Annotated in this window: 12 protein-coding genes; 9 read left to right on the top strand and 3 right to left on the bottom strand. The window is 69.1% G+C overall.

Annotated elements, in window-relative coordinates:
* The first annotated feature begins 156 nt into the window (after positions 1-156).
* Together FHW85_RS06225 and FHW85_RS06220 are read left to right on the top strand one after the other, a co-directional pair.
* Complete coding sequence (locus FHW85_RS06225) at positions 157-918, top strand: NAD kinase (RefSeq protein WP_168647682.1); 762 nt, start codon at positions 157-159, stop codon at positions 916-918.
* A 19-nt stretch (positions 919-937) separates the two neighbouring features.
* Positions 938-1,867 (top strand): 5'-nucleotidase, encoded by a 930-nt coding sequence (locus FHW85_RS06220; protein ID WP_168647681.1) that lies wholly within the window; start codon positions 938-940, stop codon positions 1,865-1,867.
* Positions 1,868-1,954: 87 nt separating this feature from the next.
* On the opposite strand, the gene FHW85_RS06215 is transcribed toward FHW85_RS06220, so the two are convergent.
* Positions 1,955-2,830 (bottom strand): DMT family transporter, encoded by an 876-nt coding sequence (locus tag FHW85_RS06215; RefSeq protein WP_168647680.1) that lies wholly within the window; start codon positions 2,828-2,830, stop codon positions 1,955-1,957.
* Positions 2,831-3,130: 300 nt separating this feature from the next.
* Between FHW85_RS06215 and FHW85_RS06210 the strand changes: the two genes are divergently transcribed.
* From FHW85_RS06210 to FHW85_RS06185, 6 genes are all read left to right on the top strand, one after another.
* Complete coding sequence (locus FHW85_RS06210) at positions 3,131-4,300, top strand: acyl-CoA dehydrogenase family protein (protein WP_168647679.1); 1,170 nt, start codon at positions 3,131-3,133, stop codon at positions 4,298-4,300.
* Between the two features lie 5 nt (positions 4,301-4,305).
* Positions 4,306-4,866 (top strand): GNAT family N-acetyltransferase, encoded by a 561-nt coding sequence (locus FHW85_RS06205; RefSeq protein WP_167255607.1) that lies wholly within the window; start codon positions 4,306-4,308, stop codon positions 4,864-4,866.
* A gap of 8 nt (positions 4,867-4,874) precedes the next feature.
* Positions 4,875-5,348: a hypothetical protein gene (locus tag FHW85_RS06200; protein ID WP_168647678.1), complete on the top strand. Its 474-nt coding sequence runs from the start codon at positions 4,875-4,877 to the stop codon at positions 5,346-5,348.
* 44 nt (positions 5,349-5,392) lie between these two features.
* Positions 5,393-7,660: a thiamine pyrophosphate-dependent enzyme gene (locus FHW85_RS06195; RefSeq protein WP_168647677.1), complete on the top strand. Its 2,268-nt coding sequence runs from the start codon at positions 5,393-5,395 to the stop codon at positions 7,658-7,660.
* A gap of 137 nt (positions 7,661-7,797) precedes the next feature.
* Positions 7,798-8,367, top strand: a complete 570-nt coding sequence (locus tag FHW85_RS06190; protein WP_168647676.1) for an Ivy family c-type lysozyme inhibitor — start codon at positions 7,798-7,800, stop codon at positions 8,365-8,367.
* Between the two features lie 139 nt (positions 8,368-8,506).
* Positions 8,507-9,091: an Ivy family c-type lysozyme inhibitor gene (locus tag FHW85_RS06185; RefSeq protein WP_168647675.1), complete on the top strand. Its 585-nt coding sequence runs from the start codon at positions 8,507-8,509 to the stop codon at positions 9,089-9,091.
* A gap of 42 nt (positions 9,092-9,133) precedes the next feature.
* Here the strand turns inward: FHW85_RS06185 and FHW85_RS06180 are convergent, their stop codons facing one another.
* Complete coding sequence (locus FHW85_RS06180) at positions 9,134-10,786, bottom strand: diguanylate cyclase (RefSeq protein ID WP_168647674.1); 1,653 nt, start codon at positions 10,784-10,786, stop codon at positions 9,134-9,136.
* A gap of 298 nt (positions 10,787-11,084) precedes the next feature.
* On the opposite strand from FHW85_RS06180, the gene FHW85_RS06175 reads away from it, so the two are divergent.
* On the top strand, positions 11,085-11,633 hold the full coding sequence (locus tag FHW85_RS06175) for an NAD(P)H-dependent oxidoreductase (RefSeq protein ID WP_168647673.1): 549 nt from the start codon (positions 11,085-11,087) through the stop codon (positions 11,631-11,633).
* A 183-nt stretch (positions 11,634-11,816) separates the two neighbouring features.
* Here FHW85_RS06175 and FHW85_RS06170 read toward each other — a convergent pair whose 3' ends face one another.
* A complete protein-coding gene (locus FHW85_RS06170) occupies positions 11,817-13,385 on the bottom strand; it encodes an asparagine synthase-related protein (RefSeq protein WP_168647672.1) in 1,569 nt (522 codons plus the stop codon).
* Positions 13,386-13,438 lie beyond the last annotated feature (53 nt).

Here is a 13,438-nt window from a genome sequence, read left to right as displayed (position 1 = left end):
ACGCCGGGTGCGATGAGGGATGTGCATCGTAGAAATCCGCTCGGCGGCAATGAACCGGAAAAAACCAGGACTGGCCCATCGCTGGCCGCGCCAGCTCTTGCACCCATCGCCCATCTAGGCTCAACTGGCGGCCCGTCCACCGCCGCCCACGCCCCCATGGCCTACGCCTTCGTCGCCAGCGAAACCTCGGTCGCCCAGCAGGCTCGCCGCAAACTGGTGGAGCGTTACGGCGAGGTGCCGCCGGAGCAGGCGCAGGCGATCGTGGCCTTGGGGGGCGATGGCTTCATGCTGCGCACCTTGCATGCGCATCTGCCGCTGGATATCCCGGTGTATGGCATGAAGCTCGGCCGCGTCGGCTTCCTGATGAACAAGCATCGCGTGGACGATCTGCCCGGGCGCATCGAGCGGGCACATGCGGCGGTGCTGTATCCGCTGGAGATGGACGTGGTCTGCGCCAAGGGCGAGAAGCACCACGCGCTGGCCTTCAACGAAGTCTCGCTGTTGCGCCAGAGCAACCAGGCCGCGCATCTGGAAATCAAGCTCAACGAAACCGTGAAGCTGGATGCGCTGGTGTGCGACGGCATCCTGGTTTCCACGCCAGCCGGTTCCACCGCCTACAACCTTTCCGCGCATGGCCCGATCCTGCCGCTCGATGCCAATGTACTGGCGCTCACCCCGATCAGCCCGTTCCGCCCGCGCCGCTGGCGCGGGGCGATCCTGCCGCACCGCACCCAGGTCAGCCTGCGCGTGCTCGATCCGAACAAACGGCCGGTCAGCGCCACCGCGGATTTCCACGAAGTGCGCGACGTGCGCTCGGTGACGGTGCGGCAGTCGGCGGGGCCGGGCGTGCGCCTGCTGTTCGATCCGGAGCACAATCTGGAACAGCGCATCCTCGATGAGCAGTTCGCACCGGACTGATCACGTGCACAATCACGCCATGACCACCCCGCACCCCGACGCCCACGATCCGAAAGCCGCCAGCGACAACCGCCTGGTGGTGGCGATTTCCTCGCGCGCGCTGTTCGACCTCGGCGACAGCCACGCGCTGTTCGAGCGCGACGGGCTCGATGCCTACCGCGCGTTCCAGATCGACCACGAGAACGAGATCCTCAAGCCCGGCGTGGCCTTCCCGTTGGTGCAGAAGCTGCTGGGCCTGAACAAGCTCGGCGGCAATGTGCCTCCGGTGGAAGTGATCCTGCTGTCGCGCAATTCCGGCGATACGGGGCTGCGCATCTTCAATGCGATCCAGCATTACGGCCTGGACATCAGCCGCGCGGCATTCACCAGCGGCGCGCCGACATCGGACTACATCGCACCGTTCAAGACCGACCTGTTCCTGTCCGCCAACGCCGAGGACGTCGGCCGCGCGCTCGCCGCCGGCGTGGCCGCCGCCACCATCCTGCCGTCGGTGGCGCCGCCGCGTGCGACCGAGCAGCTGCGCATCGCCTTCGACGGCGATGCGGTGATCTTCGGCGACGAAGGCGAGCGGGTGTCGCGCGAGGAAGGGCTGGATGCATTCCACCGCAACGAACGCGAGCGGGCGGAGGAGTCGCTGTCGGTCGGGCCGTTCCGCGGCTTTCTCACCGCGGTGCATCGGCTGCAGGCGGCGTTTCCGGCGGAGACCTCGCCGATCCGCACCGCACTGGTCACCGCACGCTCCGCACCGGCGCACAAGCGCGTGATCCTCACGCTGCGCCGCTGGGGCGTGCGTATCGACGAAGCGCTGTTCCTCGGCGGACGCGACAAGGGCCCGTTCCTGGAAGCCTTCGGCGCGGACATCTTCTTCGACGACTCACCGGCCAATATCGAGTCCGCGCGCAGATACGTGGCGGCGGGGCACGTGCCGCACGGGGTCAGTAACAGCTGAGCGCGGGCCCCCCGCGCGATATGAGCCTGAGCGCGGGCCTCCCGCGCGATATGAAGCTGAGCGCGGGCCCCCCGCGCGAGATATGAACTAGACCAGCTTAGTTCGCCGCCACCACGGCGTGACGCGCTCCTCGCGCACCAGGGTGAACAGCCCCGACCCCAGGATCAGCCCGATGCCGATCAGCATCGGCCAGTCCAGCCGGTCGCCGAACAGCCAATAGCCGAAGCCGATCGCCCATAGCATCTGGCTGTACTGGGTCGGCGCCACCCGGTTGGCCGGCGCATGCTGGGTCGCCAGCATCAGCAGCACGCCGGCCAGTCCGGCGAGCAGGCCATAGCCGGCCAGCAGCAGCCATTGATGGGCATCGGGCCAGACGAAATGCGGCAGCATCAGCACGCCGCCCGTCAGCAGCGGGCCGATCACGCCGGCGCCGTACAGGCTGATGCGCTTCTCGTGCGCGCCTGCCATGCGCAGCGCCACCACCGACACCGCGCCGAACAGGCCGCAGGTCATGGCCGCCAGGTGCCCGACGCCGAGCGCGCGGAAGCCCGGCCGCAGCACCACCAGCACCCCCAGGAAGCCCGCCACCACCGCCGACCAGCGGCGCCAGCCCACGTGCTCCTTCAGGAACAGCACCGACAGCAGGGTGACGAAGATCGGCAACAGAAAGATCAACGCGAAGGCCTCGGCCATCGGCAGCGCGGTAAAGGCGATCACGGCAGTGATATTGCAGACGGCGCCGGAAACCGCCCGGATCCACCACAGCGACGGCTTGCGGGCCTGGAACACCTCGATCCAGCGGTCCCCCGGCCGCCGGATCAAGGGCAGGGCGCTGAGCATCAGCACGGCGCCGAAGAACACCGCCTCGAAGGCCGGCAGGCCGCCGTGCAGGGATTTCACGAAGGCATCGCTGATCGCGTAGGCGGCGTAGCAGGCGAAGCCGAGGAGGACGCCTTTGAGCATGGGGAGGGGTGGAAGGGGAAAGGGTCATGGTCCCATAAGCGGCCTTGAATGCCGAACTCTTCTCCCCTGCGGGGAGAAGATGCCGGCAGGCAGATGAGGGGTGGGTGCTCGCGATAAAGGTTCGACGAAGCGACGCACGCTTAACCCGTGCCGCTTCACCGCTCCGTAGGTCCCCCTCACCCCGGCCCTCTCCCCGCAGGGGAGAGGGGGCAGAGGCACATCTGCTGCACCTCGTCATGACCCGGCCCGAACCGCCCCGCTAGAATCGGCGGCTTCCCACCGACCGCACGGAACATCCGCATGTCCGCCCGCCTGAACCCGCTCGACCTGTACGACGTCCGCTCGCTGCTCACCGACGAGGAGCGCATGGTGCAAGACACCGTGGGCCGCTTCGTGGACGAGCGCGTGCTGCCGATCATCGGCGACGCGTTCGACCAGGGCCGCTTCCCCAAGGAACTGGTGCCGGACATCGCCAGCCTGGGCCTGCTGGGCGCCACCCTTCCGGAGAAATACGGCTGCGCCGGCATGAACGGGGTCAGCTACGGCCTGATCTGCCAGGAGCTGGAGCGCGGCGATTCGGGCCTGCGCAGCTTCGCCTCGGTGCAGAGCTCGCTGTGCATGTACCCCATCTACGCCTACGGCACCGAGGAGCAGAAGCTGCATTACCTGCCGAAGATGGCCGCCGGCGAGATCATCGGCTGCTTCGGCCTCACCGAGCCGCACGGCGGCTCGGATCCGGCCAATATGAAGACCAACGCCAGAAAGGACGGCGGCGACTGGGTCATCAACGGCGCCAAGATGTGGATCACCAACGGCAACCTGGCGCACATCGCCATCGTGTGGGCGCAGACCGAGGACGGCATCCAGGGCTTTATCGTGCCCACCGACACCCAGGGCTTCACCGCCCAGGAAGTGCACAAGAAGATGAGCCTGCGCGCCTCGGTCACCTCGGCGCTGTTCTTCGACAACGTGCGCGTGCCCGAAGCCAACCGCCTGCCCAACGTAAAGGGCCTGAAGGGCCCGCTGGGCTGCCTCACCCAGGCCCGCTACGGCATCACCTGGGGCCCGATCGGCGCCGCCCAGGCCTGCCTCAGGGAAGTACTGGACTACACCCAGGAGCGCGTGCTGTTCGGCCGGCCGCTGGCCTCGAACCAGGCGGTGCAGCTGAAGATGGCCGAGATGGCCCGCCGCATCACCATGGCGCAGCTGCTGTCGCTGCAGCTGGGCCGCCTGAAGGACGCCGGCACCATGCAGCCGACCCAGGTCTCGCTGGCCAAGTGGAACAACTGCCGCATGGCCATCGACATCGCGCGCGAATGCCGCGACATCCTGGGCGGCGCCGGCATCACCACCGAGCACGTGGCGATCCGCCATGCGCTGAACCTGGAATCGGTGATCACCTACGAGGGCACGGAAACCGTGCACCAGCTGGTGGTGGGCCGCGAGCTCACCGGCATCAACGCGTTCTGACGCCGATGGGGGCGCCGGATACCGCCTGGGTCGAACTGCGCATCGAAACCGAGCGCCTGCTGCTGCGTCCGCCGCGGGCCGAGGATTTCGACGGCTGGGCCGCGAACATGGCCGATGCGGAATCGGCCCGCTTCATCGGCGGTCAGCAGCCGCGCGCGGTGGCCTGGCGCGGGTTCCTGACCATGGTCGGGGCCTGGTCGATCCAGGGCTACGGCATGTTCTCGGTGATCGAGAAGGCCACCGGCCAGTGGCTGGGCCGGCTCGGCCCCTGGCAGCCGGAAGGCTGGCCCGGCCCCGAAGTGGGCTGGGGCCTGGCGCGCGCGGCCTGGGGCAAGGGCTATGCGGCGGAGGGCGCGGCGGCGGCGATGGACTGGGCCTTCGAGCATCTGGGCTGGACCGACGTGATCCACAGCATCGACCCCGCCAATACCGCCTCGCAGGCGCTGGCCATGCGCCTGGGTTCGCGCAAGCGCGGCCCGGGCCGCCTGCCGGAGCCGTTCCAGGACGTGGCCATCGATATCTGGGGTCAGAGCCGCGAGGAGTGGCGCCGCCGCCGGCGCGCCTGACGAGCCGCATGCGCGACGCACTGGAGCAGGTGATCCTCGACGCCGTGCCGCAGCTGCGGCAGCTGTGCCGCGACCCCTGGCAGCTGATCGGCAGCGCCGCCGCCCGCCTGGCCGGCGCCGATGTCAGCGTGGCCGACCTCGACCTGCTCACCAGCGCCGCCGATGCCGCGCGCCTCACGGACGCCTGGCGCGACCGCCTCGAAGCCAGCTACGAACCCGCCGGCGCCGAACGCTTCCGCTCGCATTTCGCGCGCTTCCGCTTTCCTGGCATGCCGGTGGAAGTGATGGGTGCGCTGGAACTCAACGCGGGGCAGGGCTGGCAGCCCGTGGCGGTGCACGAGACCGTGCAGGTGCGCGTCGCCGGCCTGGACGTGCCCGTGCCCAGCATCCCCGAACAGATCCGCATCCTCGAAAGCTTCGCCCGCCCGAAAGACCTGCATCGCGCCGCGCTGCTGCGCGCATTGCCGGGCACCGCGAGCTGACGCCAGCGTTTCCTTCTTTCCCTTCCTACCGAACCCGACACGCCATGACCGCGCTTCCGTTCTCCCTGAATGCCCGCCACAAAGGCTTCAACCGCGCCGAGATCGTCGACCAGAACTTCATCGAGTTCGTACAGCTCTGGCAGGGCCAGGCGCAGGCCGCGCCGCGCGACGGCGAGCCGGTGCTGCCGGGCAGCGCGCTGGACGCGCAGGGCTTCCGCGACCTGCTCGGCTCGCAGCTGATCTCGCGCCATCTGGACCTGATGGCCCGCGTGCTGCGCGTGCAAAACAAGGTTTTCTACACCATCGGCTCCAGCGGCCACGAAGGCAATGCGATGGTGGCGCGGCTCACCCGCCATACCGATCCGGCCTTCCTGCATTACCGCTCCGGCGGCTTCATGGCCGAGCGCTTCCGCAAGCTGCCGGGCATGGATCCGGTGATGGATTCGGCGCTGTCCTTCGCCGCCAGCATGGAAGACCCCGCCTCCGGCGGCCGCCACAAGGTGTGGGGCAGCAAGCCGCTGTGGGTGCTGCCGCAGACCTCGACCATCGCCTCGCATCTGCCGAAAGCCTTCGGCACCGCGGTGGCGATCGAACAGGCGCGCCGCATCGGCCACACGCTGCCGGTGCCGGAGGACAGCATCGCGATCTGCTCCTTCGGCGATGCCTCCTCCAATCACGCCACCGCGCAGACCGCGTTCAACGCGGCAGGGTGGACGGCCTACCAGAAGCTGCCCGCGCCAGTGCTGTTCGTGTGCGAGGACAACGGCATCGGCATCTCGGTGAAGACGCCCAGCGGCTGGATCGCCAACAATTTCAGCCGGCGCCCGGACCTGGATTATTTCTACGCCGACGGCCTGGACCTGGCCGAAGGCTACGGCCAGGTGCAGGCCGCGGTGGAGCACTGCCGCCGCACGCGCCGCCCGACCTTCCTGCATCTGCGCACCACGCGCGTGATGGGCCACGCCGGCACCGATTTCGAGATCGAGTGGCGCAGCGTGGAGGAGCTGTTCGCGCTGGAAGCTACGGACCCGCTGCTGCGCTCGGCCGAGATCGCGCTCGCTTCGGGCCTGTACACGCGCGAGTCGCTGCTGGAGCTGTACGAAGCCACGCGCAAGCAGTGCTTCGCCGCCGCCGAAGATGCCGACCGCCGTCCGCGCCTGGGCACGCTGGCCGAAGTGATGAAGCCGCTGGCGCCGTACACGCCGGCCGCGGTGAAGGCCGAAGCCGAACGCGCCGATTACGCCGCGCGCCGCGCCGAGGTGTTCGGCGGCGAAGAGAAGCTGCCGGAGAAGCAGCCGCCGCGTCATCTGGCGATCCAGATCGGCCAGGCGCTGCACGACGTGATGGCGAAGTATCCGGAGTCGCTGCTGTTCGGCGAGGACGTGGCGCTGAAGGGCGGCGTGTACACGGTGACCAAGGGCCTGTTCAAGACCTTCAAGGGCAACCGCGTGTTCAACACGCTGCTCGACGAAACGGTGATCCTGGGCCTGGCCCAGGGCTACGCCAACATGGGCATGCTGCCCATGCCGGAAATCCAGTACCTGGCGTATTTCCACAACGCCTGCGACCAGATCCGCGGCGAAGCCTGCAGCCTGCAGTTCTTCTCCAACGACCAGTACCGCAATCCGCTGGTGATGCGCGTGGCCTCGCTGGGCTACCAGAAGGGCTTCGGCGGCCACTTCCACAACGACAACTCGATCGCCGCGCTGCGCGACATCCCCGGCCTGGTGGTGGGCTGCCCCAGCCGCGGCGATGACGCAGCGGCCATGCTGCGCACGCTGATGGCGCTGGCCAAGGTGGACGGGCGCGTGTGCGCGTTCCTGGAGCCGATCGCGCTGTACATGACCAAGGACCTGTACGAAGCCGGCGACGGCCTGTGGCAGTACGCCTATCCCGCCCCGGGCGAGGCGCTGCCGCTGGGCGAAGGCCGCGTCTACGAACAGGACGCCGACGACCTGGTGGTGTTCACCTTCGGCAACGGCGTGCCGATGGCGCTGCGCGCCGCGCGCGAGATCGAACAGAAACGCGGCTGGCGCACGCGCGTGGTGGACCTGCGCTGGCTGGCGCCGCTCAACGATGCGTTCATCGTGGAGCAGGCGCGCAGTGCGAAGCGCATCCTGGTGCTCGACGAAGGCCGCCGCAGCGCCGGCGTGGGCGAGGGCATCATCACCGCCATCGTCGAAGGAGGTTGCGGCGCGACGCCGCTGCAGCGCGTGGTGGGCGCCGACACGTACACGCCTTTGGCCGGTGCCGCGTTGCTGGTCCTGCCGGGCGAAGCGGAGATCGTGGCCGCGGCCGACCGCATGGCGTAGGTTGGGGTGAGCCGCAGGCGAACCCCAACCGCACGATGCACGTGATCTGGTTCACGGCATGGGACCGCAAGGGTGGCGATTCAGCCCTCGCGCCGTATGGTCGAAGTCCTTCGAACGAATAACGAAGGGAGGCAGCCATGAAACATGCCGTTCACGCGCTCGTGATCGCCTCGGTCCTCGCCGTCGCCGCGTGCTCGCAGGACGACACCGCGGATAACCCGGCGACCTCGCCGTCGACGCCGGCCCTATCCACCACCGCCACCGCTGCCGCGAGCAATCTGGCGCCCGCGCCCGGCAGCAGTGCCGCTGCCGCGTCTTCCGCCGCCACGCCGGCTTCGGCTGGCCCGTATCTGTTCGACCTGCTGCAGCAGAGCGATTTCGCCGCGGCGTTCCATGCGCTGAAGGGCGCGAAGGAGCTGCCCGACTGGACAGAGCAGGGCGGCACGTCGACGCCGGCGCAGAAAGTCGCGGTCGACGGCAAGAGCCTGCTCGCCGCCGCCGGCTGCAAGCCGCACGACTGTCCGAGCGAACGCATCGTGCTGCTGTACGACGAGAAGACGCATGCGATGTGGGGCGTGTTCGCGCGGCGCCAGGGCGAAGCGCCGGCCGATGTCAGCGACGGCAGCAACGACCAGCTGAGCTGGCTGGGCGAGCCGGACGATCAGTTCAAGGATGCCTTGAAGAAGAGGCTGTACTACCCCGAGTGATGCCCGATGCCGGCCGCGGCCTGGCGCGGCCACTGGAATTTTCCTGCCGACGCGGTGCGATGGCGGTGGCTATGGTGCGGTGCTTTTCACGCAGCCTGCACCAACAAGCTGCCGTATCCGCCGTGGAAGGAAAATCAGCATGAACATGCCCGCTCGGGCTTTCGTGATCGCTTCGGTCCTCGCTATCGCCGCCTGCTCGCAGGACGATGGGGACCGGGAGGTAAGGGTGCGGGTCGCCAGTCCGATCATCCCTGCCGCTCCGGCGCATGGCGGCAGTGTATCGGCGGCATTTCCGATGGGGATCGATGCAGAGCCGGCGGACGGAGCCGGGCCGGAAGTATCGGTGCTTGGCCCCTATCTGTCCGATCTGCTGGAACGGGCCGATTTCGCCATCGCCTTCGAGGCGCTCGCCGGAATCAAGGCGCTTCCTGCATGGACCCGCGACGGCGGCACCGCCGCGCCCGCGAAGGACATGCGGGCGGACGGCCGGACCTTGCTCGTCGCGCACGGCTGCAAGCCGCACGACTGCGCCACCGAGCGTCTGGTGCTGGCGTACGACGAGAAGAGCCATGCGATGTGGGGTGTGTTCGCGCGGGCCCGCCGCGACCGGTCCGATCTTGACGACGGCGGCGCCGACGAAAGCCGTGACGAGCTCACCTGGCTGGGCCGGCCCGACGCGAAGATAAAAGCGGCGCTGAAGCAATGGCTCTACCAGAGTGCCTGATCGATGGCCGTGGCGCGAGGCGCATGCCGGCGCGTCCGCGGTTCAGGATTGCTCCGTCGAACGCAGCGCCGCCCGCTCGCGCGAGCGGCAGGCCATCAGCTTCTCGTCCACGCGCACGCGGTTGCGGCCTTCGAGCTTGGCGCGGTACATCGCGTGGTCCGCGCGCTCGACCAGGGTTTCCACCGTATCGTCGGCGCGGTGCATGGCGATGCCGATGCTGACCGTCAGCAGCTGCTGGCGGCCGTCCACGGGAATTTCCAGCCGGTGCACGCGCCGGCACAGCCGCGTCGCCACGTGGATGGCCTGCGGCAGCTCCACGCCGCGCAGCACGGCGAGGAATTCCTCGCCGCCGTGGCGGCCGAGCAGGTCCTGCGGGCGCAGCTCGTGGCGCAGCGCGGCGGCCACGGCGGCCAGCGCGCAGTCGCCGGCGTGGTGGCCCTGGCTGTCGTTGAGCGACTTGAAGCAGTCCAGGTCCAGGAACAGCAGGGCCAGCGGCTCGCCGTGGCAGGACATCGCCGCCTGCAGGCTTTCACTCAGGGCACGGCGGTTGAGCACGCGGGTCAGCGCGTCGACGTCGGCCAGTTCGCGCACCACGTCGGTGTCGTGGCGCATGGCCAGCGCGCGGTCGGCCAGGCCCAGCGCCAGCACCACCGCCTGCACCGCGCCGGCGGCCAGGGCCGCATCGTCCAGCCAGCCCATGCCGGGCAGGGCGCCGTTGGCCTGCGCGCTGTCGAGCACGGTGAGCGCCAGCAGCGGCGTGAAGCCGAGCAGGAAATAGCGCGCGCTGCGCGAGCCGCGCACGGCGGCGACCACGCCGGCGCACAGCAGCAGCACCGCGCCGATCAGCAGCATGGGGTAGTGCAGGGCGCGGGCCGGCGCGATCAGCGCATCGATATGGCTGCTGCGCATCAGCACCAGCGGCGGCGCGCCCAGCGCCAGCGCCAGCGTGGTGGCGTGTAGCGCCGGCGCGAAGCGCTGCAGATCGCAGAAGCGCGCCACGAACACCGCGGCGAAGGCCAGTGACAGCAGCGCCGCCGTGGGCGCGGCCACCTGCGCGGTGCCGGCCAGCCAGGCCCACTCCATCGGATGGAACACATAGCCGGTCTGGATGCCCTGGATCGCCGCGTAGCAGCACACATAGCCGGCATACCAGCCGAAGGTGGCGTCGCGCAGCATCAGCGCCAGGCACAGCGCGAACGCGGCCATCGCCAGCATCACCGCGAAGCAGGCGCTGGCGAACATCAGCCAGCCGGCGTCGTCGCGCAGATAGTCGGCCCAGGGCTGCAAGCCGAAGCGCATCGGCGCGCTGGCCGCGGCATTGGCTTCGAAGCGCAGCAGGATCGGCGCGGTGGCGCCCGTGTCGGCCGGCATGCGCCAGGCCAGCCGGCCGTGGCCGTGCAGCGGCGCGTCGAAATCGTCCAGGGCCAGCCGGCGCGCGGGTTCGCCGCGCGCGTACAGGGTCACGGGCGTCAGCGGCGGCGGTTCGATGGTGAGCGCGCGCTCCTCGACCAGCGGCGTCGGCAGCGGCCGCAGCACCACCCAGGCGGCTTCGCCGGGATTGAGGATGGGAGTCATCGCGGACGGGTCGAAGGCGCGCAGCTCGCCGCGGTCGAAGGCGGCCAGCACGCCGGCCGGCGTGTCGCCGGGCCGCGCCGCGCACCAGGCCGCCTCCATCGCGGCCGCGGGCTGCGGCATGGCGCGCCATGGCACGAGCAGCAGCAGCGCGAGGACGAACCATCGCCGCCACCTGTGCGTTCCTGGTAACCAGCCTGCCACCACCACACCCCCCTGCCGGCCCGCCTGGCGTCCGCGGCCATCCTGGCCCGGCTCTGCCGTGCGGTCTGGCCTTGGATTCTGGCCGAGTCGCGGCGGCTGACCCATTCGGACGAATGGCCTAGGAAAGAAAGCATGGGGCGTGCCATCCAGGCGTCACCTTGCCTTGACCGCGGCTCCGCAAGCTTGGGCGTTCCCTTTCCCGGAAGGAGCATTCGCCATGAGCACCAAGGTCGCCGTCTTCGTGGGCAGCCTTCGCCAGGATTCGATCAACCGCAAACTCGCCCGTGCGGTGGAAAAGCTGGCGCCGAAGGATCTTTCGTTCGAGCACATCGACATCGGCGGGTTGCCGCTCTACAACCAGGATTTCGACGGCGACTATCCGGCCGCGTGCCAGCAGCTGAAGCAGGCGGTGGAAGCGGCGGATGCGCTGCTGTTCGTGACGCCCGAATACAACCGTTCGATTCCCGGCGTGCTGAAGAACGCGATCGACATCGCCTCGCGGCCGTGGGGGACGAATTCCTTCGCGGGCAAGCCCGGCGCGGTGATCGGCGCCTCGATCGGCGCGACCGGCTCGGCCTTGTCGCAGCAGCATCTGCGCAATGTGCTGGCCTATGTGGACGTGCCCTTGCTGGCGCAGCCGGAGGTGTTCATTGCGTACAAGGACGGGTTGATCGACGGCGAGGGGAATATTTCGAGCGACGGCACGAAGAAGTTCCTGCAAGGGTTCGTGGACAAGTACGTGGCATGGATAAAGCGTTTTCGCTGAAGCGCAGTTTGCTCCCTCTCCCCTCCGGGGAGAGGGTCGGGGTGAGGGGCCGGGCGGAGCGGTGAGTGGAGGGTCTCGATAAGCTCAAGAGCTTTTCTTCTTTTCGTAGAAGCGTAATCGCGAGCACCCACCCCTAATCCGGCTGCCGCTACTTTCTCCCCGGAGGGGAGAAGGGTTCCATAGTCACCCCCACTGCCTCGCCAACCGCTCCATCCACAGAAACGACACCAGCACCGCCGTCGGCGCACGCGCCTGGCTGGCCGCTACCGCGTCGAGCAGCGCCATCACGCCACGCCGGTCGACCAGCCCAAGATCCGCCAGCGCGCATTCGCGCAACTGTTCCGTCAGCATGCCCGCCTGTGCCGCGATCAAAGCTGGAAACACCTGCTCGAACGTCTCCTTCCGATAACCGGCCGGAAACGTATCCTCGCCGAGCTGCTGCTGCAGATAGCGCTGCATCAGGGCGCGCCCGCGTCGTTGCTCGAGCGGGAGCTGATGGCAGAACCGCGCCAGGCGCGGATCGCTCAATGGATTCACCGGCCACAGCCCGCGCCGTGCGATATCCGCTGCGCGGCAGGCCTGCGCGGCGAGCGCGGTGGCCGGCACCGGGCCGGCTGGCGCGCCGAAGCTGTGCAGGCCGCGCGCGGCCTCCCGCGCGCGCGGCGTGAGCAGCGTGTCGACTTGTGCGCGGTGCGTGCGCTCGCGTTGCGCTTCGAGCGTGTCGCCTTCGCTGGCCAGTTCGTGCAGGTAGTCGGGAAACAGCTCGTCGCCGCCCACGCCGGTATAGAGCCGGTCGCAACCGAGCGACGCGGCGCGATCCCACAGTGCGGCGCAGGCCTCCAGGTAATACTCCTGATTGAAGCCCAGCCGCTGTCCCGGCACCGGGCGCAGGTCGAGGCTTGGGGACCGCGCAGCGATCTCCACCGTTTCGTCGTGCAGCCCAAGTCGTTCCACGATAGCCCCGCGGCGCTTCAACTGCGGCGGCCGGGTCTCGCCTTCGAGCAGGATGCCGAGGCTGCTGCGCGGTGCGGCGATCGCGGCCAGGCCGCAGGCCACCGTGGCCGAGTCCATGCCGCCGCTGAGTTCGAGTGCGCTGCGTGCCGCGACGAACGGGCGCGCATCGACTGCTTCGCGCAATTGCGCGGCGAATGAAGCCAGCCATGCGTCGCGCTCGCGCGCCTGCGCCAGCGTGGTGACCTGCACCGGCGGCGGATAGTGATAGCTGGCCTTGCCAGGTTCGACGGACAGCGAGGCGCGTTCGGTCAGCATCACGATGCCGACCGCGATCTGCCGCGCCGAGTAGATCGTGTGCAGCGCGAGGCGATGGCTCGCTATTTCGAAGTCCAGCGCGGTCGGCGCGCGGGTCAGGTCGCCGGCATCCCAGGACAGTTCCAGCCGGTCGTCCGTGGCGCGCGCATACACCGGCAACGCGCCGAACACGCCTGCGCGCAGCTTGAGGCGGCACCCGGCCTGCGCCGCTTCGACCATGGCGTAATCGAGCGGCCACAGCAGGCATTCGCGGTAGCGCTGTTCGAATTCGGCCGCGTCGACGTCCAGTTGCCGCGCCGGCGCGCCGCCTTCGGTGCGGCGCTCGCGCACGGTGGCAAACCATTGGCCGTCGGTGCGCACCAGCAGGGTTTCCAGCGCGGGATGCGCGAACGGTTCGATGCGGCTGGCGCCGAAGGCGACGGCCTGGCCGTCCCAGCGCGGATCGAATGCAAGATCGGCAAGCGCGATCGTGGCCTTGAGCATGTTCCGTCCATGAAAGGCGGGCCAGCCATACCGGCATGAAAAAGCCGCCCCGT

The organism is Dyella sp. SG609 (assembly GCF_012275375.1).
Taxonomy (GTDB): Bacteria; Pseudomonadota; Gammaproteobacteria; order Xanthomonadales; family Rhodanobacteraceae; genus Dyella_D; species Dyella_D marensis.
This window is presented reverse-complemented; position numbering and strand designations above follow the sequence as displayed.